The sequence below is a fragment of the Gordonia phosphorivorans genome (genome assembly GCF_042432625.1).
GTDB classification, from domain to species: domain Bacteria; phylum Actinomycetota; class Actinomycetes; order Mycobacteriales; family Mycobacteriaceae; genus Gordonia; species Gordonia phosphorivorans.
Map to the genome: position 1 here is coordinate 19,035 of NZ_JBHLWV010000012.1, position 23,313 is coordinate 42,347.

Here is a 23,313-nt window from a genome sequence, read left to right on the forward strand (position 1 = left end):
GCCTACGGCCGTGCATTGGTGGCGACGAGGTACTGCAGATCCGGGACCTCCGGCCGTGCGACGATCGGCTCGGTCGCGGTGACATGGGCGACCGGGTGACCGTCGCGCAGGATCTCGGCGGTGACCACGCCGGGGGACAGGGGGAACGTGCAGGTGGACAGCCCCTCGGCGAGTTCACAGGTCGCCGACTTGCCGTCGATCGTGAGCCGTCCCTGCGCGGGCGCACGGGTGAGCGCGACCAGCTCGATGAGGTCGGTGGGCCGATCGCTGTGCTCGGACGGACTCATCGGGAGCGCGGTGGCCCGCGCGGGCCGGGCGTCGGCCGCCTGGGTGCGGTAGACGATGAAGACGGTGTCCCCGGTGATATCCGGGGGACCCCACTTGAAGGTCGCCAGGAAGTACTCGTTCAGTGCCAGCAGCGCGGTCCCGTTCCGCGCCGACGGCGCGAACGCCGTCGTCTCGGCGTAGTCGTTCCAGGTGATCATCTGTGCCCACTGGGCATCGGTCTCGGTGGCGATCTGCCAACTGTTGCGCAGGGTCTGCGAATTGCCGGCCTCGTCGTAGGTGCCGCCCGCGGGCCGGCTGTCCTGAAAGGTGATGGGCGCCATCCAGATCTTGCCCGCGGCGTGCGCGCGGCGGGCGAGATCGACGAGGCTGCCGCGCACGTCGATCTGCGGATCGGTCATCCCCGGCGTCCGCGGCCCGCCCCACGCACTGAGGCCGTACGTGATGGGCAGGAAATCGTCGAAGTGGCGCACGTCGAGCAGGATCGGGACGAAGGCGACCGTGCGACCCAGCTGCCGGGCCAACCGGTCCAGCACTTCGCGCCACCAGGTCGCCGGGCGTCGTTCGACGGCGAAGGCGCTGAGCACGGGACGGCCGTCGGACAGGCGTTCGGTGGCCGGCGACGACAGATACGGGGCGAACTCATCGGCCAACTGGGCCGCGCCGAGAGCGCGCAGCGGTCCGGTCATGTCGGCGATCGGCAGAATCGGAAAGTCGGCGGCCGCGGCGGTGTCCAGGATCTCGGTGACCACCGCGGACTGGGCGCGGGGCAGGATCACGTCGACGCTGAAGCCGTCGATTCCGGCAGCGCGGGCCTGCGCGAACTCGGTGCGCAGATCGACGGCCTTCCAGTCGGCGGCGGCCAGCGGGGCTCGCGGCAGCGGCCGGTCCCGCAGGAAGCCGCCGTACTCGGCGTGCTTGCCGTTCTCGCCCAGCGGGGTGAGCAACTCGCGCGAGTAGTAGTCGGTGGCCGGATCTGCGTTGTCGTAGGACACCGGGAAATTCGGCATGTAGTGCGCGAAGACCTTCTTGGGCGACGGGTCGGTGGGCAGCGTGAACGGTAGTCTGTCGGCCGGCGGTGGCTCATCGTCGCGCAACGCCGCGATACCGAAGGCGCCGGTCACGACGACCAGCAGCAGGATCGGAAGCAGCACCGCGGTGCGAGCATTTCTTATTGCAGCCATAGAGAAATCTGTCAGTCCGACGAGGGGTGGTGGGATGATTGTAGCGAAAAACCAGGCGATCGTGATTCAGTTATTTCACGCCGAGTGAAGGGCCTGAACAGATGCGAAGTCTTATCGAGATATTGGTGTGGCTATGGCCCGCATCGGCACTGAAGAATCGCGTGCTCAATCGTTTGGGAAGGCGCGTCGCGCTCAGTGCGAATATCGCTCCGATATTGCTTTCCGGAGTGCGGGAAGTCGAAATCGGTGAACGCGCTCTCGTGGGTCCCGGAAACGTCTTTCGCGGACTGTCCCTCCTTCGGTTGGATGACGAAGCCGATTACGGATCCTGGAACTGGGCATCCGCACATCCGGGTTTTCAGGACCTCGATCCCCGTGCCGGAACACTGTTCGTCGGGTACCGGGCTCGCGTGGGCAGTCGCTGCTACATCGACGCCTCGGGAACGGTGATCATCCAGGCCTACGCCAGCATCGGCGGCAACCGATGCCTGCTGCAGAGTCACGAGCCGGACTTTCGGACCATGGAGCAGACGGTGGGCCGCATCGTCGTCGGGCACCACAGTCTGGTCGCCACCCAGGCGACCATGCTGTGCGGCGCCCGGCTGCCGGCCAAGTCGACCCTGGCCGCCGGGGCCACCATGATGGCGGCCCGGCCGGGCGTCGAGATGGGCAGCGGCCTGTACGTCGGGAACCCGGCGCGTTACGTGGGCAACCAGACCGGCTGGGCCGGCGACGAGGATCCGCTGTGGATGACGCGGACGGTGCGCGACATGACCGCCCTCCGAGTCGCGGACGCTCAGGGGGTGTCCGGCGAGGACGTCGTCGGTGATCCGACTCCCGAGCCGGCGCCGTCGCTGCGCGGTGCGTCGTGAAGATCCTGCAGGTGGTGACGCTGATGTCACCGGATGCCGCCTACGGCGGCCCCGTGACCGTGGCGATGAACCAGTGCGCCGCACTGGCCGCGCGCGGTCACCAGGTCACGCTGGCCTCGGCGGTACCCGCCGGGCATCGGCCGCGAGGGCCGGTCGGGGTGGACCTGCGGACCTTCCGGGTTCGGCCGGTGGGGCCGGGCGGCTCGTTGACCAGGATCGCCGCGCCCACCATGGTGCGCTGGCTGCGAGGGTCCGCCGCCGACTACGACGTCGCGCACGTGCACCTGGGTCGCGATTTCGTCTCGGCCCCGGCCGCGCGAACCATCCAGATGTCCGGGACCCGCCTGCATGTGCAGACGCACGGAATGATCGCACCGCGGGCGGCGCTTCCGCAGCGTATGTTCGACGCCGCGCTCGTGCGGCCCGTCCTCGACGCGGCCGAATCCGTGTTCTACCTCAACGGCACCGAACTGACCACGTTGCGCGCGGCAGCCGGTGATCGGCGCCCGTATCGGCATCTCACCAACGGCATGGCGGTGCCCGCCGAGCCCGTCGAGGAGACCTGGCCGGAGATCCCCGAGGTGCTCTTCCTGGGGCGCCTGCACGCGCGTAAACGCCCGGCAGTCTTCGCCCGGTCGGCGGCCGCGCTGGTCGCCTCGGGCCGCCGCGCGCGGTTCACCGTCGTCGGTCCGGACGAGGGCGAGGCGGGCGCGGTCGACGAGGCCTTCGCGGCGGTGACCGGCACCGATGCCCAGCTGCTGTCGCGCGAGCCGGCGGAGGCGCCGCACCGGGTGCTCGACCGGATGCGTCGCGCACGCATCTACGTGCTGGCGTCGGTGGACGAGCCGCTGCCGATGTCGGTGCTCGAGGCGATGTCGCTCGGCCTGCCCGTCGTCGTCACCGACAGCTGCGGGTTCGCCACCGCGGTGGCCAAAGCCGAGGCGGGCATCGTGGTCGGGGCCGCCGAAGCCGAGCTCACCGCGGCCATCGCTCGGCTCCTCGACGATCCGGCCGCGGCGCGGGAGATGGGGCGCCGGGGCCGCCTGCTGGTGGCCGAGCGGTTCAGCATCGGGGCCGTCGCCGACGAACTGGAGCGCCGCTACGCGGGTGTCCCGACCGGCAGCCAGGCGCGGCAGGCAGCGGCGCCGACCGAATATCCGGCAATGCCGAAACAACAGAGCGGTGGCGTCGACCACGCCACCTGGAAAGGAAAGTGAGGAGTCATGGAGAGAACGATCAGAATCCGACAATTCATTGTCGACAATTACCTTTTCGGCGACGCCGGGAAAATGGCCGACGACGATTCCTCGCTGATGGCCTCCGGCATCATCGATTCGACCGGGGTGCTCGAACTCATTGAATTCTTGGAGGCCGAGTTCGCGATATCGGTGGCCGAGCAGGAGACCATTCCGCAGAACTTGGATTCCGTCGGAAATCTCGCCCGCTTCGTGGCGAGCAAGCGGGAACAGGGCTGATCATGTCGTCCCGACCCGCCGTGCGCGGCGACCGGAGCAACGCGGCCCGCTTCTTCGCCGAACGGGGCGCCGATGCCGACGTCGCGGTGGTGGACGCCGCCGGCGAGCACACCTATGCGCAACTGCGGGACGCCGTCGCCGTGCTGGAGGCCGCGCTGGCAGCGGAAGGTCTGCGGGAGGGTGATCGCGTGGCGATCCTCGGCCGCAACTCCTTCTTCTGGGTCGCGGCCTACCTGGCGGTGATCGGTGCCGGGCTGGTCGCCGTGCCGTGCTCGGAGAAGGCCACCCCCGCCGACATCGCCCGCAATCTGGGACTGGGGGAGTGTCGGGCGGTGCTGGCCGACCGGCTCGCCGCCCGCGGCTTCGACGACGCGCTCCGCCCGCTCCCGGTCATCGATGACGCCGTGCTCGACGGTGCGGCCCTCGACGGTGCCTCCCGGAACGGTGCGGTGCCGGCGGCACCCGGTCATGCGGTGCCGGCGGCATCCGGTCGTGCGGAGCGGGTCACCGACCCGGCCGATGACGCGGTCCTGATGTTCACCTCGGGCACCACCAGCAGGCCGAAGGCCGTCCGGATCACCCATGCCAACCTGATGGCGAACACCGAATCGATCATCGCCTACCTCGGTCTCACCGCCAGCGATCGCGTGCTGGTGATCCTGCCCTTCTACTACTGCTACGGGGCATCGCTGCTGCACACGCACCTCCGGGTCGGCGGGACGGTGGTGCTGTGCAACACCTTCGCGTACCCGGAGACCGCCGTCGAGCAGATCGCCGCGGAGCAGTGCACGGTGCTCGCCGGCGTTCCGTCGTCGTACCAGCTGCTGCTGCGGGTGACGACGTTCGCGCAGCGTCGCCTGCCGTCGCTGCGCATCGTGCAGCAGGCCGGCGGCAAGCTCTCTCCGGTGCTCGTGGACGAACTGATCGCGGCCCAGCCGCACGCGAACGTCTTCGTGATGTACGGCCAGACCGAGGCCACCGCGCGCCTGTCGTACGTGCCGCCGGAGATGCTCGAGGCCAAGCGCGGATCGGTCGGGAAAGGCATTCCCGGGGTCGAGTTGACGGTCCGCTCCGCCACGGGCGAGCCCGTCGCGGTGGGCGAACGCGGGGAGATCTACGCGGTGGGCGAGAGCATCTCGCCGGGATACCTCGGCGACCGGGAGGGCACGGCCGCGAAGTTCACCCCGTACGGGCTGCGCACCGGTGACCTGGCCGTCGTCGACGAGGACGGCTACATCTTCGTCGTCGACCGCATCGACGACTTCATCAAGACGTGGGGCTATCGGGTGTCGAGCCAAGAGGTGGAGTCCGCGGCCCTGCGCCTGGCCGAACTCGTATCCGCGGCCGCCATCGGGGTGCCCGACGAGGACGCGGGGGAGGCGATCTCGCTGTTCGTGACGATCCGGCCCGGCAGTGACGTGGGACCCGACGACGTGCTCGCGCACTGCCGGAGCCTGCTCGCCAAGCACATGGTGCCCGCATCGGTGCAGATCCTGCAGACCCTGCCGCTCAATGCCAACGGCAAGGTGGACAAGAACGCCCTGCGGCGTGCGGCGTACGCGGCGGCCGGGCAGTCATGACCGTCGCGGCGGGTATCGACATCGTCTCGGTGGCCCGGATCGACGCACTGATCCGTCGCTCGGGTGACGGGTTCACGCAACGGTGGTTCACGCCCGCGGAGATCGCCTACTGCACGGGTAAGGCCGTGCCGAGCAGGCATTTCGCCGCACGGATGGCGGCGAAGGAGGCCGTCGCCAAGATCCTGCCCAGCGGCTGGGACGGCCCGCTGGCCTGGAAGGCGATCGAGATCCTCGGCTCGTCCGACGCCGCCCCGTCGGTCCGATTGGCCGGGCGGCCCCTGGCCCTGGCGCAGCAGGCCGGCCTGGGCGGTATCGGAGTGTCGATGTCGCACTGCGACGACTACGCCACGGCCATCGCCTTCGCCCGCGACGAGGCGGCGGGCACATGAACGGGGACCGCATCGAGGCGGAACGGGTCCGCCGGATCCTCGACGAGTTCGACGCCGTGCACCGCCCGGCCGAAGACCCGACGATCGAGTCGGTGCGCGTCGCCCTCATGCTCGAGGACGTCTTCGACGTCACCTTCGGCGAGGACGAGCTGGCCGGGCTCACCGATCGCGCGGCGATCGAGCGGGCGATCGCGCACCGGCCGCCGCAGTCCGAAGGAACCTCCTGATGTGCGGCCTCTGCGGCATCGCGAGCTTCACCGGGGCCCCGCCGGACCTGCAGGTGCTGACCGGCATGATCGGCCGCCTCGCCCATCGGGGCCCGGACGGCAGCGGCTTCTACCGGGATCATTCGGTCGCGCTCGGGCACACGCGGCTGGCGATCATCGACGCGGCCGGCGGAGCGCAGCCGATGGCCAGTGCCGACTCGTCGGTCTGGGTGAGCTTCAACGGCGAGATCTTCAACCACGTCGAACTGCGCGCGCAGCTGCGGGCCCGGGGCCACCGGTTCCGCACGGTGAGCGACACCGAGGTGGTGGTCGCGGCGTGGCAGGAGTGGGGACCGGAGTGCTTCGCACGCTTCAACGGGCAGTGGGCGATCGCGATCTGGGACACCCGCAGCCGCCGACTGGTGCTGTCGCGCGACCGGGTGGGCATCTGCCCGCTGTACTACGCCGATCTCGGCGGCACCCTGCTGTTCGCCTCCGAGATCAAGGCCCTGCTGGCCGATCCCCGCGTCGACCGCGACTTCGATCCGGCCGGTCTCGACGAGGTCTTCACGTACTGGTCGACGGTGGCGCCGCGCACCGTGCTGCGGGGAGTCAAGCAACTCGAACCGGGCTGCATGGCGGCCTACGACGACACCGGCCTGACGGTGCGCCCGTACTGGCAGCCGCACTTTCCCCGGCGCGGCACACCCGGCGGCGATGCGCGCACGAACGCGCAGGAACTGCGGGAACGCCTCATCGAGGCCACGCGCCTGCGCTTCCTGCGCAGCGATGTGCCGGTCGGCGCGTATCTCTCCGGGGGGCTGGACTCGTCGATCGTCGCGGCCGTGGTCGCGACCTACACCGATGTGCCCGTACACACCTTCTCGCTTCGCTTCGACGACGCCGAGTTCGACGAGGGGCGCTACCAGCGGGACATGATCGACGCGCTCGGCACCACGCACCGGGACGTGGTGGTCGGCGCCTCCGACATCGTCGAGGTGTTCCCCGAGGTGGTCCGGCACACCGAGACGCCGATCGTCCGGGCGGGACCGGCGCCGATGTATCTGCTGTCGAAACTGGTGCGGGACGACGGCTATCGCGTGGTGGTGACCGGTGAGGGCGCCGACGAGATGCTGGCCGGCTACGACCTGTTCTCCGAGGCTCGGGTGCGGCAGTTCTGGGCGCGCAATCCGGACTCCGCGCTGCGGCCGCGGGCCCTGGAGCTGCTCTATCCGTGGATGGAACGCTCACCGGCGACGGCGCCCGCCTTCGCGCAGAGTTTCTTCGGCCGCAATCTGGACGCGGCCGATCCGCTGATGTCGCACCGGCCGCGGTGGGACTCGACCTCGATGATCAAACAGATGTGCCGCCCGGAGCTGGGCGAGGTGATCCGCGACGACGCGGGGCTGCTGCCGTCCGGCAGCCAGGAGTGGGACGACCTCGCGCGGGCCCAGTATTTGGAGACCAAGACGCTGCTGGCCGGGTACATCCTGTCCTCCCAGGGCGACCGGATGCTGATGGCCAATTCGGTGGAGGGGCGCTTCCCGTACCTGGACCCGGACGTCGTCGACTTCGCCAACGCGCTGCCCGCCCACCACAAACTGTTCGGCCTGGAAGAGAAGTACCTGCTCAAGCGGGCGTTCACCGATCTGGTTCCGGCGCAGATCCGCCACCGGCCCAAGCAGCCGTACCGGGCACCGGACGCGGCCAGCTTCTTCGCCGGTCCCGCCCCGGACTGGTTCGCCGAGCTGACCTCCGTCGCGGCGATCGACGCGGCGGGCGTCTTCGAGCCGGCCATGGTGGCGAACCTCTTCGCCAAATGCGCGCGATCGAAGGGGCGGCGGATGAGCAACACCGACAACATGCGCGTCCTGGCGATCGTCTCGACTCAATTGATCCATCACGACTTCATCGCCGGCGGGCTCGACGGACTGGGCACGCGATGCCCGCCGCTCACCGTCGCCGTCGATCGACTAGAGCAACCGATGAACAACCACGGTGTACTGCAAGGGAGCGCACAATGACCGACGTCCAACTGGCCTTCGGACCCGACGACCTCCGTATCGACGCGGCCGCTGAGGCCGAACGGATCGCCGAGACGATCCGCCGGTATCTCATGCGGGTGCGGCGCAAGGGTGCCGTCGTCGCGCTGTCCGGGGGAATCGACTCGAGCGTCACCGCGGCGCTGTGCGTGTACGCGCTCGGCCCCGAACGCGTCTTCGGGCTGCACATGCCGGAGAAGGAGTCCTCGACCGACACCATCGACTACAGCCGACTGATCTCGGACTCGCTCGGCATCGATTCGGCGCTGGAAGAGCTGTCGCCGATCCTGGAGGCGGCCGGGTGCTATCGGCGCCGCGACGAGGCGATCCGGCTCGTCGTCCCGGACTACGGTCCCGGGTACAAGTCGAAGATCGTCCTGCCCAGCGTCGTCGACTCCGACAGCTTCCGGCTGTACTCGGTGGTCATCGAGGACCCGGACGGAGTGCAGAGCACCCATCGCCTCACCACCGAGGCCTATCTGGGCATCGTGGCGGCCACCAACTTCAAGCAGCGGGTGCGCAAGATGCTGGAGTACTACCACGCCGATCGGCTCAACTACGTCACCACCGGGACCCCCAATCGGCTCGAATACGACCAGGGCTTCTTCGTCAAGCTCGGGGACGGCTCCGCCGACGTCAAACCGATCGCGCACCTCTACAAGGGGCAGGTCTACCAGTTGGCCGCCTACCTCGGGGTCCCGAAGGAGATCCGGGAACGGCCGTCGACCACCGACACCTATTCGATCCCGCAGTCGCAGGAGGAGTTCTACTTCTCGCTGCCGCACGAGCGGATGGACCTGTGCCTCTACGGGCTCAACAACGCTGTGCCGATCGACCAGGTAGCCATGGCCGCGGACTTGACCGAGGACCAGGTGCAGCGCGTCTACCGGGACATCGACCAGAAGCGCAAGACCACCGAGTATCTGCATCTGGCGCCCGATCTGCCGGTCGCCGTCGACGAGGTGTCGACCCACTGATCTGCCCGGATCCCGAGAGTGGGCGTGGGCTCGAGCGGCGCTGGAGGTGGCGACAGTGAAAGGTGGACGCGGGTGGTGCTTCCACCGGGGAGGCGGGGACGATCGGCGCCTCGTGCTCCGCAGCAGCGTGTTGCCGTCGGTGGTCCTGCGCCGGACGCCGGGGGCCGCGCGGGGCTCGTACGTCTTCGACGTCGAGTACCGCGGCCGGACGGGAATGCGCTGCGGTCTCGACGTGAGTGCGAAGTCCCGAGCGACCGCCGTCGTGTGGTTCGACGACCGGGTGCGTGAGCATTCGGCAGTCGCCAGCGCCGCATTGCAGACCTTGGCCGACTTCTGCTTCACCGACCTCACGCTGCAGCGCATCGAGGTCGGCGCCCTCGCCGGCGACGCGACGCTGCCCGAACTGCTCACCGAGCTCGGTATGCACGCGGAGAGCACGGCGCAGCCCTTCCCGGATCCGCTGGGGCGGCTCGGTGATTTCTCCCGGTGGGCGTTGGCCCGCAGCCAGTGGATGCGCGCGCGGCCGGCGTGAGTCGCCGCGCCGACATCCGTCCCGGGTGCGGGACCTTGGCCTCATGCCGACGACCGGCATCGTTCCTAAGCTGGAGGCACGACGAGTAGTCGAGGGAGGGGCGTCTCGATGGCACCGCGATGGGTTCGGAAACTGAACGGACTGGGGCTGCCCGACGCGCCCTCGGTGGGCGGCAAGGGTGCCAACCTCGGGGAGCTGATCGGCGCCGGATTCCCGGTGCCCGGCGGCTTCGTCGTGACCAAGGAGAGCTACCTCGCGGCCATGGAGGCGGCGGGGTTGCGCACCGAATTGGCGGCGCAGGCACTGCCGCCTGCCGGGATGGCCGAGCACGAGTTGCTCGACCTGGCCGAGGATCTGCGCGCGCGGGTGTCGACGGTGACGATCCCCGCCGAGATCGCCGACCAGATCGTCGCCGCCTATCGGGACCTCGGTGACGACCCCCGCGTCGCCGTGCGTTCGTCGGCGCCCGCCGAGGACGCGGCCGACACGTCCTTCGCCGGCATCCACGACAGCTTCACCGACATCGAAGGCCCGGACCAGCTGCTGGGTGCGATCGTCCGTTGTTGGATGTCGCTGTGGTCGGCGCGTGCCCTGACCTACCGCAAGGTCCAGCACGTCACCGAGGAACCCTCGGTCGCCGTCGTCGTCCAGCTGATGGTCGACTCGGTGAGCGCCGGGGTGATGTTCACCGTGGATCCGCTCACCGCCGACCCCGACCGCATCATGATCGAGGCCGCGCGGGGTCTGGGCGAAGTGGTGGTCGGAGGGCAGGTGGAGCCGGACACGTACGTGGTGAGCAAGACCGAGCCGCGGCGGGTGCTCAGCGCCCACCTCGGGGCCCAGGAATTCCAGTTCGTCGCCGGGGAAAGCGCCGACGAGGTGCCCGAGGCGATCCCGGAATCGGAGCGGGGGCGCCGCGTGCTGACCGACGCGCAGGTGCTGGCCGTCGCGCAGCTCGGCGTCGCCGCCGAGGAGCACTACGGGGTGCCGCAGGACATGGAGTTCTCGTTCTGCCGATCCGCCGACTCCGCCGCGTCCGACGGCGTGGACGAGGACCTGGACCTGTACATCGTGCAGTCGCGGCCGATCACCACGCTGGAGCCCGCGACGCTCGCCGCCGTCGGGGCCGACGCGGGCGGACAGGTGCTGGTGACCGGGCTCGGGGCCAGTCCGGGGGTAGCCGGTGGCCGCGTACGGATCATGCACGAGGTGTCCGACGCGGGCAGCCTGCACGACGGCGACGTCCTGGTGGCCCCGATGACCCGACCCGACTGGCTGCCGGTGCTGCGGCGCGCGTCGGCGATCGTGACCGACGGCGGCGGGATCACCTGCCACGCGGCGATCGTCGGACGCGAACTGGGCAAACCGGTGGTGGTCGGGGCGCGCGGAGCCACCGGCACCCTCACCGAGGGCGCCCTTGTCACAGTGGACGGCAGCGCGGGCACGATCTCGGCGGGTGCTCCGGCAGCCGCCGCGGTACGGCCGCTGCCGCCCGCTGAGCCCGTCGCCGCCGCGCCGGCCCGGGAGATCACCGCGACCCGGGTCTACGTGAATCTGGCGACGCCCGATGCCGCGGAGGAGGTGGCCGCCATGGATGTCGACGGAGTCGGTCTGCTGCGGGCCGAGTTCATGATCACCGAGGCGCTGGACGGACTTCACCCGGCCAAGCTGCTCGCCGAGGGACGCCGCGGCGAGTACGTGGACAAGATGGCGGCGGGGGTGTCGACCATCGCGGCCGCTTTCGGCGACCGTCCCGTCGTCTACCGCGCGATCGACCTGCGCTCCAACGAGTTCGCGGCCCTCGACGGCGGCGACGTCGAGCCGGTGGAGGACAACCCGATGATCGGCTACCGCGGCTGCTACCGGTACATCCGCGAACCCGAACTGTTCCGGCTCGACCTCGACGTGATCGAGACCGTCCGTCGCCGCCACCGCAACGTGCACCTGATGATCCCGTTCGTCCGGACCAAATGGGAACTGGCCGAATGCCTGTCGCTGCTCGACGACCATCCGATGGGGCGGGACACCGGCCTCAAACGCTGGATCATGGCCGAGGTGCCGTCGGTGGTCTATTGGCTCGAGGAGTACGCCGCGCTCGGCATCGACGGCGTCTCCATCGGCAGCAACGACCTCACCCAGCTCATCCTGGGCGTCGACCGCGACTCCGAGGTCTGCAAGGACCTGTTCGACACGCGCGACCCGGCGGTGCTCGACGCGATCGATCGGATCATCGCGCGGGCCTCGGCGGCCGGGCTCACCACTTCACTGTGCGGGCAGGCGGTGTCGCTGTATCCCGAACTCGCCGAACATCTGGTGCGGCAGGGGATCACGTCGGTCTCGGTGACGCCCGACGCCGCCGCGCGGACGCGACACAACGTCGCCGTCGCCGAGCAGGCGATCATCCTGGCCGCCGCCCGCCGCGGCTGAATCCACCGCGGGCGGGTCGGGGACGCTACGGCTGCGAGCGGTTCTTGCGGCCGCGCAGCAGATAGATCACCGGCAGGATGCCCATCGAGTTGACCAGGGACAGTCCGGTGGCCCACGCCCACTTGGGTCCGTTGACGTCGGCGGCCGATCGGGACGCCAGGTCCTGTCCGGCCCACACCCGCAGGCCCGCGTCGACGGCGCTCACCGCGACGGCGACACCCTTCTGGCCGCGGGACAGGTCGCTCCACTTCTTCTTCGCCATGCCTCTAGAGTGCCACGGCCGCCCGGCCGCTATGGCGAGTCGCGCGTGACGAGGTCCGCGATGAGCGACGGCCAGACCGGATCTCGCGGGTAGTTGCTGTGCCCGCGGCTGAACGAGTACTCGGCCACCGGCGGTGGATCCGGGAGCCAGATCTCGCACCCGAGCGGCAGATAGCGGATACGCGGCGGGCCGCTGTCCGGTAGCGGCTCGGCGTCGATGGGCGCGGCGCACGTCCGACGCCATCCCGGTTCGCTCGGGGCCAGCACGTCACCGTCGACCTGCAGGCCGGTGCGGCCGTCGGCGCGGGAGAGGTTCCAGGACAGCACCGACCCGCCCACCGGATCGGAGGTGCGGATCAGGTTGAGCCACCGCCAGTTCAGGGCCTGCTGCAGGCGGTGGTGCGAGTGGAAGCCCAGGTGCGCCGGGAAGGCGCGACCGTAGATCCACCGGAGCTGCGACCCGTATGTCACCAGGCTCAGATCGGCCCACCGCAGCGACGCTTCGGTCGTGGCGTCGGTGGGCTCGGCCAGTGACGTGACCTGCTGACTGCCTTCCCGGTTGATCAGCCGCAGGGCGACGGCGTACATGATCAGCGAGCCCTGGCTGTGCCCGCAGAGGACGATCTTCTGGTCGGGGTCGCGACGTCGCTCGTCCTCGACGCGGGTGACGATGTCGTGGATCACCACCGTGGCATACGACGGCGGCACCACGGGATGCCCTTCGCGCGGCCAGAAGGAGGCGACGTCCCACAGCACCCCGAGTGTCCGGCCCCGGCCCGGGCGGCGGATCGCTCGCTGAATCGCGACGGCCGATGCGAGGACCACCAGGAGCAGTCCGAGGGTGCCGACGGCCGAGAAGATCCGGACCGGGGCGGCCGATCCGGCCCCGGAAAGCGTCACGGCGGCGGCGACGGCCGCGGCGACCACGACGATCCAGAACAGCCGATTGATCAGCACGGGTACCTGGTCGTTGTGTGCGGCGAGCCACCATGCCCGGCGATGACGAGCCAGCCCCGGGGCGGGGTCGCCCAGGTCGGACAGTTCCCGCTGCCACCGAGAGTCGTCACGCCGCCCGCTGCGCAGGAACGCGAGAACACCTGCCGCGCCGAACAGCACCGCCACCGCGGCGACGATCCCCCACAGCAGGCTGAGCGTGGCGTACGTGGTCGGGAGCACCAGCGCGTCCGCGGGGGAGCGCCCGATCACGATGTCCCACAGTCCCGGGAGAATGTCGCCGAGTTCGGTCCCCAGCGAGATGATCACGTCGACGCTCCAGGCCACCCCCGCGCCGAAGCCCGCTCCGAGCGCCACCGCGAGCGCGCTGATCGCCACCGGTGAGTATCCGTTCATCCACGGCCGATAACTGGCGGGGAAGCCCTGCCAGTAGCCACGGTGGCGACCGACGATCCGCCCGATCGCGGCCCACAGGAGCAGCCAGAACACGGCGCACACCAGCAGGGTGATCCAGATCGGTTCGGACACCGACAGCAGGGAGGCGCGATCCGGGGCATACCGCAGACGATCGGGGAGGAACCACCCGGCGACGATCACGGCACCGGCGTGGGCGCCGAGGCTCAACGACCAGCTGGTCACGCGCAGGAGGCGCTTCGCGCGCGCGTTCCGCAGCACGGTGCCGACCCGGCCGGGATCGCCGAGGTCGACCACGAGCACCGCTGTCACGAGAGCGACGAGCACGCCGAGCGGAATCAGCCACCAGTAGCCGAGGGGACCGGTCGAACGCACCACCAGCAGGACCAGCAGCAGCGCGCTCGGCGCGGCGACGCCGTGAATCCCGCGCAGCAGCGTCGCGGTGGGGTTGCCGTCGTGGAAGTCCTGCGACTCGAGGATGGTGTCGGGCGCGTCCGAGATCCCGGTCTGTGCGCCGAGAGTCGACGGGGCGGTGTCGTCGACCGAACCGGTGTCGTCGACCTTGGTGAACCGCGTGATGGTCCCGATCAGGGCGAGAGCGAGCGCGAGGAGAACGGTCGCGGCGAGCGACAGCCGGAGCGGGTCGCCGGCGAACCAGCCGCTGCCGGGCAGTCGGGTCAGCCAGGTGGAGTCGCCCTGGGCGTGCGGCCGCAGGAGGCTCTGGTAGGCCACCAGGTCGACCGCGAGTACGGCCGACTGGATGGTGAACAGCACGGTGAGCGCCAGGCCCACCACGTGCATGGCGGCCTTCGCGAGGCGGGCCGCCCACGCCGGCTCCGGCTCACGCCGCGCCGCCTCCTGCTCGGGGATCATGGCGTAGGCGGTGTTGATCAGGCCGAACGGGAGGAGGACGGCCCACAGTGCCTTCCGCCAGCCGCCGGAGGTCATCGCACCCCAGTGGTATGCCCACACGCGGTGGTTCGGATTCGCGCTCTCCCCGACGGGCTCGCCCCGCAGATCGAGGAGCTCGACGAACCCTCGCTCGGGGTCGGTGGAACCGGGCACCGCGGCCAGCGCGCCGGCCTGAGCCGGAGCCTGCGGGCGGGCCAGGATCTGCTCGGACGGCGTGCCGCTGACCCCGTGGGTGCGGATCTCCAGGACGCGGGGAGGAAGCGGGCTGGTGGCCACGGCGTCCTCCCCTCCCGAGTCGGCTACAACGCGACGGTGAGCAGAACGACGGCGTCGGTGTCGGCGCTGAGGCCGTGTCGCACCCGCGGGATGTCGACGAGGTCGCCGGTGTGCAGCTCCAACTCGTCCGGATCGTCGGGCACGGTGAGACGAACCGTACCCACCAGGACCTGCAGGGTCGCTTCGCCGGGACTCTCGTGGTCGGCGAGGTCGTGTCCGGCGGCCAGCGCGATCACCGTGTGCCGCAACCGATGGTCGCTGTGGCCGCGGACGGTCCGCGCCGACCGGCCGCTGCGGGCCGAATGCGCCGCGGACAGGAGCTCGTCGGAGAGTTCGGACAGGTTGGTCAGCGTCATGACGTCTTCTCTTCACTGCCCGTGCGGGCGATCCCGAAGATGGTGAACAGGCAGGCCACGGCGGCGAAGGCCACCAGCAGCGCGAGGCCGATGGTGTACGAATGGGCCTCGGCGTCGTACGTCGCGCCCATCACCAGCGGCGGGAAGAAGCCGCCGAGCCCGCCCGCGGCGCCCACCAGGCCGGTCACCGCACCGACGCGGGCGGCCGGGGCCGCCACGGCCACCCAGGCGAACACCGAACCGGCGCCCATGCCCATCATCACGGCCATCAGGATGAAGTCGACCGCGGCCAGGCCGTTGGACAGCTCCGGTTTGAAGATCATCCACACCGCCAGCAGTGCGGCGCCGCCGCACGAGATCGCGGTGATCAGGCGGGGACCGAACTTGTCCGACAGGGTTCCGCCGATCGGGCGGGCGATGACCGCGGCCACCGCGAAGCCCGCGGTGCGTGCACCGGCCGACTTGAGGTCGGTGATGTCGTAGACGTCGTTCAGATAGGTGGGCAGGTAGGTGGAGAAGGCGACGAAGCCGCCGAAGGCCGCCGCGTACAGGAACGACATCTGCCAGGTGATGGGCAGTTTCAGGGCGTCGACGAGTTTGGGGACCGCGGCGTCGGTGGCCGGCTGCCAGGTGGGGGAGTCGCGCATCCACAGCCAACACACCACCGCCACCACCAGCAGCGCCACGGCCATGATGAGGTGCGTCGGGAAGTAGCCGAACCAGTCCTTGAACCGCGGAGTGAAGAAGGCCGAGAGCGCGGTGCCGCCCATGCCGGCACCGAACACGCCGGTCGCGAAACCGCGACGGTCGGCCTCGTACCAGTTGTTCAGGAACGGAATGCCGGCCGCGAAACTGGTACCGGCGATGCCCAGGAAGAAGCCGACCACCAGCATGAACGGATATGACTTGAGGCTGCCTGCGACGGCCACCAGGATCACGAACGGGGCGGAGAGCACCAGGAGCAGGGTGAACATGACGCGTCCGCCGTACTTCGGGGTCAGCACGCCGACGATGATCCGGCCCAGCGAACCGACCAGGATCGGCACCGCGATCAGAATCGACTTCTGCGTGGAGTCCAGGTCCAGCTCGTTCGGGCCGGCGTAGAACACCCCGAGCGGGGCGATCAGGTTCCACGCCCAGAACGTGATGGCGAACGCCAGCGTCGCCAGGATCAGGTTGCGGGTCTGTGCGCTGCGCTCATAGACGACGGCGGCGGCGGTGGTGGCGGTCATCGGCGGTCACGATCCTCGGTACCCACCGGCGCCCACGCCGACGGCAGCTCCTGCGAGCCGGGTGCGGTGCGTGCATCGCGGCTGCGGTACACGATGTACGGGCGGAACAGGTAGTGCAGCGGCGCGGTGAAGATGTGCACCAGCCGGGTGAACGGCACCAGCATGAACATCACCATGCCGATGACGACGTGGACGTGGAATCGCAGCGGGGCCCGCTCCATCGCGTCGATGTCCGGCTGCAGCGCGAAGATGGACCGGAACCACGGGGACACCGTCTCGCGGTAGTTCACCCCGGGCCCGTGCGGATCGACCATGCCGACGACGGTGATGTAGGTGCCGGCCACCAGGGCCGACACCAGCACCAGATACATCAGCTTGTCGTTGGCGGTGGTGGCGGCGAACACCGGGCCGGTCGCCCGGCGCCGATAGATCAGGATCGCCACCCCGATCAGGGTGGCGATGGCGGCGATGATGCCGCCGACCGCGGCGATCCAGTGGTACGCGGTCTCGCTGAGCCCGACCGCGTTGGTCCACGACTCCGGGATCACCAGGCCGATCGCGTGCCCGACGATCACCATCAGGATGCCGTAGTGGAACAGCGGGGAACCGATGCGCAGCAGCCGCGATTCGTACAGTTCCGACGAGCGGGTGGTCCACCCGAACTTGTCGTAGCGGTAGCGCCAGATGGTGCCGCCGACCACCGAGATCAGTGCCAGGTAGGGCAGGACGCCCCACAGAAAGACGTTCATGTCCAGCTCACCATCTGATCGGGCCGAGTCGATCGGCGGAGTCGTCGTTGCTCGTGTACAGCGGCAGCAGCTTTCGTCCGCCCGGCTCCAGGCCGACCGACTCGGTCGCCGGGCCGGCGGTGGCCAGCGACAGCGCGGTGGCCTTGTCGGCCGGGGACGCGCCGGGCAGCGTCGCGCAGATCGCGGTGAGGACGTCCGCGTACGGGCTGTGGCGCTCGTCCAGCGCCATCCGGATCAGTTCCAGGGCGGGCCGATTCTCCACCAGCATGGTGTGCCCGGTCGCCGGATCCACGCGGGCCGCGAACTCGAGCACCATCGGCAGGTAGTCGGGCAGCTCACCGTGGGTGTCGACCAGGAAACCGGAGTCGCGGTACCGCTGCTTGAAACCGCCGAGGGAGGTGCCGCGGCGTCGGGTGTCGCCGTCGGACCAGTACGTCAGGTACAGCGTGTGGCGCCGCGTCAGATCGAAGACGTCCACATAGTTCTGCCGGGCCACGGCCGGGTCGACGCCGGTCAGGTGGTCGACGACGCGGCGCAGGGCCGTCGCCGACGCCGAGGCGGGCTGCTCGTCGAGCGCCGCGGCCAGCAGCGGGAGCCGCGCGAGCAGGTCGTCGTCGGGGTAGCCCAGGCACAACGACGCGACCTGGTAGACGACGCGGTGATCGTCGCGGGCGAGCCCGGCTCGACGGCGCGTGGCGGTCAACGGGTTGCGCATCAGCTGTCCCCGCTCTTGGGGAACATGCCGTCGGGGGTGCCGTTGCCGTCCCAGTTGAGCAGATTCACCCGGCCCTTCAGGGAGTGCTCACCGGCGGGGCGGTCGGTGGTCTGCCGTTGTTTGAGGGCCTGGAAGGTCTCCACCGAGACCGGGGTGGGCCGACCGCTGGCCTCGCCGAACGCCCCGGACTCGTACATGCCGGGGCCGTCGTCGAAGTCGAGGGAGCAGCCCATCTCCTCCAGGTTGTGCGCCTGCTCGTGGTGGGCGGTGGGGATCACGTAGCGGTCTTCGTACTTGGCGATCGCCATCAGCCGGTACATCTCGTAGAGCGTCGCCTCGTCCATGCCCACCGACGCCGGGATCAGCGGATTGGCTTCGCGGCCCAGCGACACGTCGCGCATGTACGAGCGCATCGCCGCGAGCTTGCGCAGCACTCCGTCGACCACGCTCACGTCGCCCGCCGAGAACAGCTCCGCCAGGTACTCGATCGGAATGCGCAGCGCCTCGATCGCGCCGAACAGGGTCTCGTGGCCCTCGCCGTCGTGGCCTTGCTCGGTGAGCAGATCCACGATCGGCGACAGCGGCGGGACGTACCAGACCATCGGCATGGTGCGGTACTCCGGATGCAGCGGCAGCGCGACGCGGTACTTCTTGGCCAGCGCGTACACCGGCGACCGTTGCGCGGCGTCGAGCCAGTCGTCCGGGATGCCCTCGGCGCGGGCGGCGGCGATCACCTCCGGATCGAAGGGATCGAGCAGCAGGTCGAGCTGCGCCTCGTACAGATCCTTCTCATCGGGGGTGGACGCGGCCGCGGTCACCGCGTCGGCGTCGTACAGGAACAGGCCGATGTAGCGCAGGCGGCCCACGCAGGTCTCCGAGCAGACGGTGGGCTGGCCCACCTCGATGCGCGGATAGCAGAACGTACACTTCTCGGCCTTGCCCGAGCGGTGGTTGAAGTAGATCTTCTTGTACGGGCAGCCAGTGATGCACTGGCGCCAGCCGCGGCAGCGGTCCTGATCCACCAGCACGATGCCGTCCTCTTCGCGCTTGTAGATCGCGCCCGACGGGCACGAGGCCATGCACGACGGGTTGAGGCAGTGCTCGCAGATGCGCGGCAGGTAGAACATGAACGTCTGCTCGAAGGAGAACTTGATCTTCTCCTCGGATTCGGCGCGGATCTTGGCGACGATCGGGTCGAGGTGCCCGAACGCGGTGGTGCCGCCGAGGTTGTCGTCCCAGTTGGCCGACCACTCCACCTTCATGTCCTCGCCGGTGATCAACGACTTGGGGCGGGCCACCGGGAAGTCGTCGCCCAGGGGTGCGCTGACCAGCGTCTCGTAGTCGTAGGTCCACGGCTCGTAGTAGTCGTCGAGGGTGGGCTGCACGGGGCTGTGGAAGATGGTGAACAGTTTCTGCAGGCGACCGCCGGTGCGCAGGCGCAGACCGCCCTTGCGGTTGAGTTCCCAGCCGCCCTTCCACTTCTCCTGATCCTCGTAGGTCCGCGGGTACCCGAGTCCCGGGCGGGTCTCGACGTTGTTGAACCACACGTATTCGGTGCCGGCGCGATTGGTCCACGCCTGCTTGCAGGTCACCGAGCAGGTGTGGCAGCCGATGCATTTGTCGAGATTCATCACCATCCCGACCTGAGCCATGACTCGCATCAGTAGGTCACCTCCTGGCTGCGCTTGCGGATAGTGGAGACGTTGTCGCGTTGATTGCCGGTGGGCCCCAGATAGTTGAAGGCGTAGGAGAGCTGCGCGTATCCGCCGATCAGGTGTGAGGGCTTCACCAGCAGTCGGGTCACCGAGTTGTGGATACCGCCGCGCCGTCCCGTCGCCTCGGACTTGGGGACGTCGATGGTGCGCTCCTGCGCGTGGTGCACGTAGGTCACGCCGGTCGGAATGCGGTGGCTGACCACCGCGCGGGCCACGAAGACGCCGTTGGTGTTGACGCACTCGATCCAGTCGTTGTCGACCACGTCGATCGACGCGGCGTCCTCCGGCGACAGCCACGCGGTCGGCCCGCCGCGCGAAAGCGACAGCATGAACAGGTTGTCCTGGTACTCCGAGTGAATCGACCACTTGTTGTGCGGGGTCAGGTACCGGACGGTGATCTCCTTCTCGCCCGTCGGCCCCAGCTTGGGTTCGCCGAACAGCCGGTGCATGTCCAGCGGCGGCCGGTACAGCGGGAGGGCTTCGCCGATGTCGAGCATCCAGTCGTGGTCGAGGTAGAAGTGCATGCGCCCGGTGAGGGTGTGGAAGGGCTTGTCGCGTTCGATGTTGACGGTGAACGGCGCGTAGCGGCGGCCGCCGGTCTCGCTGCCGGACCATTCCGGCGAGGTGATCACCGGCACCGGCTGCTTCTGGGTGTCGGCGAAGGAGATGCGCTTCTCCTCGGCGCCGGCCGCCAGATCGACGAGCTTCTTGCCGACGCGCTTCTGCAGCTTCTCGAAACCGTCGACGGCCAGCTCGCCGTTGGTGGTGCCGGAGAACATCAGGATGGCCTCGGCCATCTTGGCGTCGGTGTCGATCGCGGGGCGGCCGTCGGCGACGCTGCCGCCGGGCGAGAGCATCACTCCGTTCGCGGCGGCCAGCTTCGGGATCTGCGAGGCGATGTCGAAGGTGACGTTCTTGACGGTGAAGCCCAGGGTGTCCGCGAGCGGACCCACCGACGCCAGCTTGTCGGCGATGGCCGTGTAGTCGCGCTCGACGACGGTGAACATCGGCATGTTCTTGCCGGGGTGGCCCGGGTTGCCGCTCTCGCGCCAATCGATCACCCGGCCGTGCGGCTGCGCCATCTCGCCGGGGGTGTCGTGCTGGACCGGGACGCTCACCAGGTCGTGCACCACGCCGAGGTGCTTCTCGGCTTGGCGGGACAGTTCCTGCGCCAACAGGTGGAACAGGTCGAAGTCGCTCTTGGCCTCCCACGGCGGATCGATCGCCGGGGTGAAGGCGTGGACGAACGGGTGCATGTCCGTCGAGCTCAGGTCGTGCTTCTCGTACCAGGTGGCCGCCGGGAGCACGATGTCGCTAAGCAGCGTCGTCGAGGTCATGCGGAAGTCCGCCGACAGCAGCAGGTCCAGCTTGCCCTCGGGGGCCTGCTCGTGCCAGCGCACCTCTCGGGGACGCGGGGTGTTCGGGTTCTCGGTGCCGAGCACGTTGTGGTGGGTGCCGAGCAGGTGCCGCAGGAAGTACTCGTCGCCCTTGGCCGAACTGCCGAGCAGATTGGACCGCCACAGCACCAGGGTGCGCGGCCAGTTCTCGGGGGCGTCGACGTCGGAGATGGCCGGGGTGAGGTCGCCGTCGCAGAGCGCCTTGGCGACGTACTCGGCGGGGGTGGCCGCGGTCCCGGCGGCCACCGCGGCGTTCGCGTCGTCGGCCACCTGCAGCGGATTGGTGGTGAACTGCGGATAGAACGGCATCCAGCCCAGCGCCGCCGACTGCGCGACGGCGTCGGCGGTGTGCGCGTGATCGAGCGTGCCGCGCGAGAGCGGCGAGGCGAGCGCGGTGGTGGAGTAACCGTCGTTGCGCCACTGATCGGTGTGCATGTACCAGTACGACGTACCCGGCTGCGTGCGCGGCGGACGCGACCAGTCCAGGGCGTTGGCCAGTGAGATCCAGCCGGTGATCGGGCGGCACTTCTCCTGGCCGACGTAATGCGCCCAGCCGCCGCCGTTGCGGCCCATGCTGCCGGTGAGGTTGAGCATCGCGAGGATGGCGCGGTAGGTGGCGTCGCCGTGGAACCACTGGCAGATGCCGGCGCCCATGATGATCATGGAGCGGCCGCCGGACTCGCGGGCGTTGACCGCGAACTCGCGGGCGATGCGGATCGCCTGCTCGGGCGGGACGCTGGTGATCTCGGCCTGCCAGGCCGGGGTGTACGGGGTGTTCGGGTCGTCGTATCCGGCGGCCCACTGACCGGGCAGGCCGTCGCGGCCCACGCCGTACTGCGCCAACATGAGGTCGAAGACGGTGGTCACCAGGCGGCCGGCGATGCGGCGAGCGGGGACGCCGCGGGACATGATCGAACCGCTGCCGTCGGGGGCCTCGAAGGCGGGCAGGCTGATCGCGACCGGCTCGGCGCCCTCGGTGCCGTACAGGCTCAGGCGCGGCGTCACGCCTTCGAGATCGAGGTTCCAGTCGCCCTCGCCGGAGTCGGAGTAGCGGAAGCCGATCGAGCCCTTGGGCACCACCGGCTCGCCGGTGGCGTCGTCGATCAGGACGGTCTTCCACTCCTCCTCGGGAGCGTCGGGGGTGCCCGTCAGTGCTTCGGCGGTGAGGAATTTGCCGGGCACCAGCGTGGGCGTGCCGTCGGCGTCGAACTCGTCGAGCTCGATGAGGAACGGCAGGTCGGTGTACTTGCGGCTGAACTCGCTGAAGAACTCGGTGTCGTTGTCGACGTAGAACTCTTTCAGGATCACGTGGCCCATCGCCATGGCGAGGGCGGCGTCGGTGCCGGCCTGGGCGGGCACCCATTCGTCGGCGAACTTGATGTTGTCGGCGTAGTCCGGGGCCACCCCGACCACCTTGGTGCCGCGGTAGCGCACCTCGGCCATCCAGTGGGCGTCCGGGGTGCGGGTCACCGGCACGTTCGAGCCCCACATCATCAGGTAGGTGGCGTCCCACCAGTCGCCGGACTCGGGGACGTCGGTCTGATCGCCGAAGACCTGCGGGCTGGCCACCGGCAGGTCGGCGTACCAGTCGTAGAACGACGTCATCACGCCGCCGATCAGCTGAATGAACCGGGTGCCGACGCAGTGGCTCACCTGGGACATCGCCGGAATCGGCGAGAAGCCGGCGCACCGGTCGGGGCCGTAAGTCTTGATGGTGTGCACGTGCGCGGCGGCGGCGATCTCGATGGCCTCGTCCCAGGTGACACGCACCAGGCCGCCCTTGCCGCGGGCCTGCTGGTAGGCGCGACGGCGGACGGGGTCGCCGGTCACGTCGGCCCACGCGAGCACCGGGTCGCCGAGCTTGGCCTTGGCCTGCCGGTACATCTCCACCAGCACGCCGCGGGCGTACGGATGCCGCACCCGGGTGGGGGAGTAGGTGTACCAGGAGAAGGCGGCGCCGCGCGGGCAGCCGCGCGGCTCGTATTCGGGGCGGTCCGGGCCGGCCGTCGGGTAATCGGTCTCCTGCGTCTCCCAGGTGATGATGCCGTCCTTGACGTACACCTTCCAGGAGCACGAGCCGGTGCAGTTGACCCCGTGGGTGGACCGCACGATCTTGTCGTGACTCCACCGGTCTCGGTAGAAGACGTCGCCGGTGCGGCCCCCCTCCCGGAACACCGCGCGCTTGTCGTCGGACTCGTCCCACCGACTGAAGAAGCGCCCGACATCGAGCAGTGCCTGGGCTGCGTCGCCCTGAGTTCGCGGAGTGGCGGCCATGTCTGCGACCCTATGCCCGATTGAAGGCAATAGTGTTCATTTAAACGAAACAATCGCTGACGAATTCGGGGACGACCATGGTCGGGAGA

19 protein-coding genes are annotated in these 23,313 nt (G+C 69.5%); 10 read left to right on the forward strand and 9 right to left on the reverse strand.

Annotated elements, in window-relative coordinates; translation table 11 throughout:
- Positions 1 to 2 precede the first annotated feature (2 nt).
- Positions 3 to 1,469 carry a glycoside hydrolase family 71 protein gene (locus ACFFJD_RS03650; protein ID WP_382361089.1) on the reverse strand — a complete coding sequence of 489 codons (1,467 nt, stop codon included), beginning with the start codon at positions 1,467 to 1,469 and terminating at the stop codon, positions 3 to 5.
- Positions 1,470 to 1,879: 410 nt separating this feature from the next.
- On the opposite strand from ACFFJD_RS03650, the gene ACFFJD_RS03655 reads away from it, so the two are divergent.
- From ACFFJD_RS03655 to ppsA, 10 genes are all read left to right on the forward strand, one after another.
- The gene (locus ACFFJD_RS03655; RefSeq protein WP_382361092.1) at positions 1,880 to 2,341 is read left to right on the forward strand and encodes an acyltransferase; all 462 of its coding nucleotides are present in this window, start codon (positions 1,880 to 1,882) and stop codon (positions 2,339 to 2,341) included.
- A complete protein-coding gene (locus tag ACFFJD_RS03660; protein WP_382361095.1) occupies positions 2,338 to 3,558 on the forward strand; it encodes a glycosyltransferase in 1,221 nt (406 codons plus the stop codon). Before ACFFJD_RS03655 ends, ACFFJD_RS03660 begins: the two co-directional genes overlap by 4 nt.
- A 6-nt stretch (positions 3,559 to 3,564) precedes the next feature.
- A complete protein-coding gene (locus ACFFJD_RS03665; protein WP_382361098.1) occupies positions 3,565 to 3,816 on the forward strand; it encodes an acyl carrier protein in 252 nt (83 codons plus the stop codon).
- 2 nt (positions 3,817 to 3,818) lie between these two features.
- Positions 3,819 to 5,396, forward strand: a complete 1,578-nt coding sequence (locus tag ACFFJD_RS03670) for a class I adenylate-forming enzyme family protein (protein ID WP_382361101.1) — start codon at positions 3,819 to 3,821, stop codon at positions 5,394 to 5,396.
- Positions 5,393 to 5,785, forward strand: coding sequence for a holo-ACP synthase (gene acpS / locus ACFFJD_RS03675; RefSeq protein WP_382361104.1), 393 nt, complete (start codon positions 5,393 to 5,395; stop codon positions 5,783 to 5,785). The genes ACFFJD_RS03670 and acpS overlap by 4 nt, the downstream gene beginning before the upstream one ends.
- A complete protein-coding gene (locus ACFFJD_RS03680; RefSeq protein ID WP_382361107.1) occupies positions 5,782 to 6,012 on the forward strand; it encodes a hypothetical protein in 231 nt (76 codons plus the stop codon). Before acpS ends, ACFFJD_RS03680 begins: the two co-directional genes overlap by 4 nt.
- On the forward strand, positions 6,012 to 8,015 hold the full coding sequence (asnB, locus tag ACFFJD_RS03685) for an asparagine synthase (glutamine-hydrolyzing) (protein WP_382361110.1): 2,004 nt from the start codon (positions 6,012 to 6,014) through the stop codon (positions 8,013 to 8,015). Before ACFFJD_RS03680 ends, asnB begins: the two co-directional genes overlap by 1 nt.
- Positions 8,012 to 9,010, forward strand: a complete 999-nt coding sequence (nadE, locus tag ACFFJD_RS03690) for an NAD(+) synthase (RefSeq protein WP_382361113.1) — start codon at positions 8,012 to 8,014, stop codon at positions 9,008 to 9,010. Before asnB ends, nadE begins: the two co-directional genes overlap by 4 nt.
- A gap of 112 nt (positions 9,011 to 9,122) precedes the next feature.
- On the forward strand, positions 9,123 to 9,542 hold the full coding sequence (locus tag ACFFJD_RS03695) for a hypothetical protein (RefSeq protein ID WP_382361116.1): 420 nt from the start codon (positions 9,123 to 9,125) through the stop codon (positions 9,540 to 9,542).
- Positions 9,543 to 9,650: 108 nt separating this feature from the next.
- Positions 9,651 to 11,969: a phosphoenolpyruvate synthase gene (gene ppsA, locus ACFFJD_RS03700; RefSeq protein ID WP_382361119.1), complete on the forward strand. Its 2,319-nt coding sequence runs from the start codon at positions 9,651 to 9,653 to the stop codon at positions 11,967 to 11,969.
- Between the two features lie 25 nt (positions 11,970 to 11,994).
- Here ppsA and ACFFJD_RS03705 read toward each other — a convergent pair whose 3' ends face one another.
- From ACFFJD_RS03705 to ACFFJD_RS03740, 8 genes are read right to left on the reverse strand one after another with little or no spacing between them, the layout of a single operon-like run.
- On the reverse strand, positions 11,995 to 12,231 hold the full coding sequence (locus ACFFJD_RS03705) for a DUF5652 family protein (RefSeq protein ID WP_382361122.1): 237 nt from the start codon (positions 12,229 to 12,231) through the stop codon (positions 11,995 to 11,997).
- Positions 12,232 to 12,260: 29 nt separating this feature from the next.
- A complete protein-coding gene (locus ACFFJD_RS03710) occupies positions 12,261 to 14,786 on the reverse strand; it encodes a hypothetical protein (RefSeq protein WP_382361125.1) in 2,526 nt (841 codons plus the stop codon).
- Between the two features lie 23 nt (positions 14,787 to 14,809).
- Positions 14,810 to 15,142: a cupin domain-containing protein gene (locus ACFFJD_RS03715; protein WP_382361128.1), complete on the reverse strand. Its 333-nt coding sequence runs from the start codon at positions 15,140 to 15,142 to the stop codon at positions 14,810 to 14,812.
- Positions 15,139 to 16,374, reverse strand: coding sequence for an MFS transporter (locus ACFFJD_RS03720; protein ID WP_382361131.1), 1,236 nt, complete (start codon positions 16,372 to 16,374; stop codon positions 15,139 to 15,141). Before ACFFJD_RS03720 ends, ACFFJD_RS03715 begins: the two co-directional genes overlap by 4 nt.
- Complete coding sequence (gene narI, locus ACFFJD_RS03725; protein ID WP_382361134.1) at positions 16,371 to 17,123, reverse strand: respiratory nitrate reductase subunit gamma; 753 nt, start codon at positions 17,121 to 17,123, stop codon at positions 16,371 to 16,373. The genes ACFFJD_RS03720 and narI overlap by 4 nt, the downstream gene beginning before the upstream one ends.
- Positions 17,124 to 17,130: 7 nt before the next feature.
- On the reverse strand, positions 17,131 to 17,838 hold the full coding sequence (narJ, locus tag ACFFJD_RS03730) for a nitrate reductase molybdenum cofactor assembly chaperone (RefSeq protein WP_382361137.1): 708 nt from the start codon (positions 17,836 to 17,838) through the stop codon (positions 17,131 to 17,133).
- Entirely contained in the window at positions 17,838 to 19,499 is a 1,662-nt protein-coding gene (gene narH, locus ACFFJD_RS03735; protein ID WP_382361140.1) for a nitrate reductase subunit beta, read from the reverse strand. The genes narJ and narH overlap by 1 nt, the downstream gene beginning before the upstream one ends.
- Positions 19,499 to 23,224, reverse strand: coding sequence for a nitrate reductase subunit alpha (locus tag ACFFJD_RS03740; RefSeq protein WP_382361143.1), 3,726 nt, complete (start codon positions 23,222 to 23,224; stop codon positions 19,499 to 19,501). The genes narH and ACFFJD_RS03740 overlap by 1 nt, the downstream gene beginning before the upstream one ends.
- Between the last annotated feature and the right edge of the window lie 89 nt (positions 23,225 to 23,313).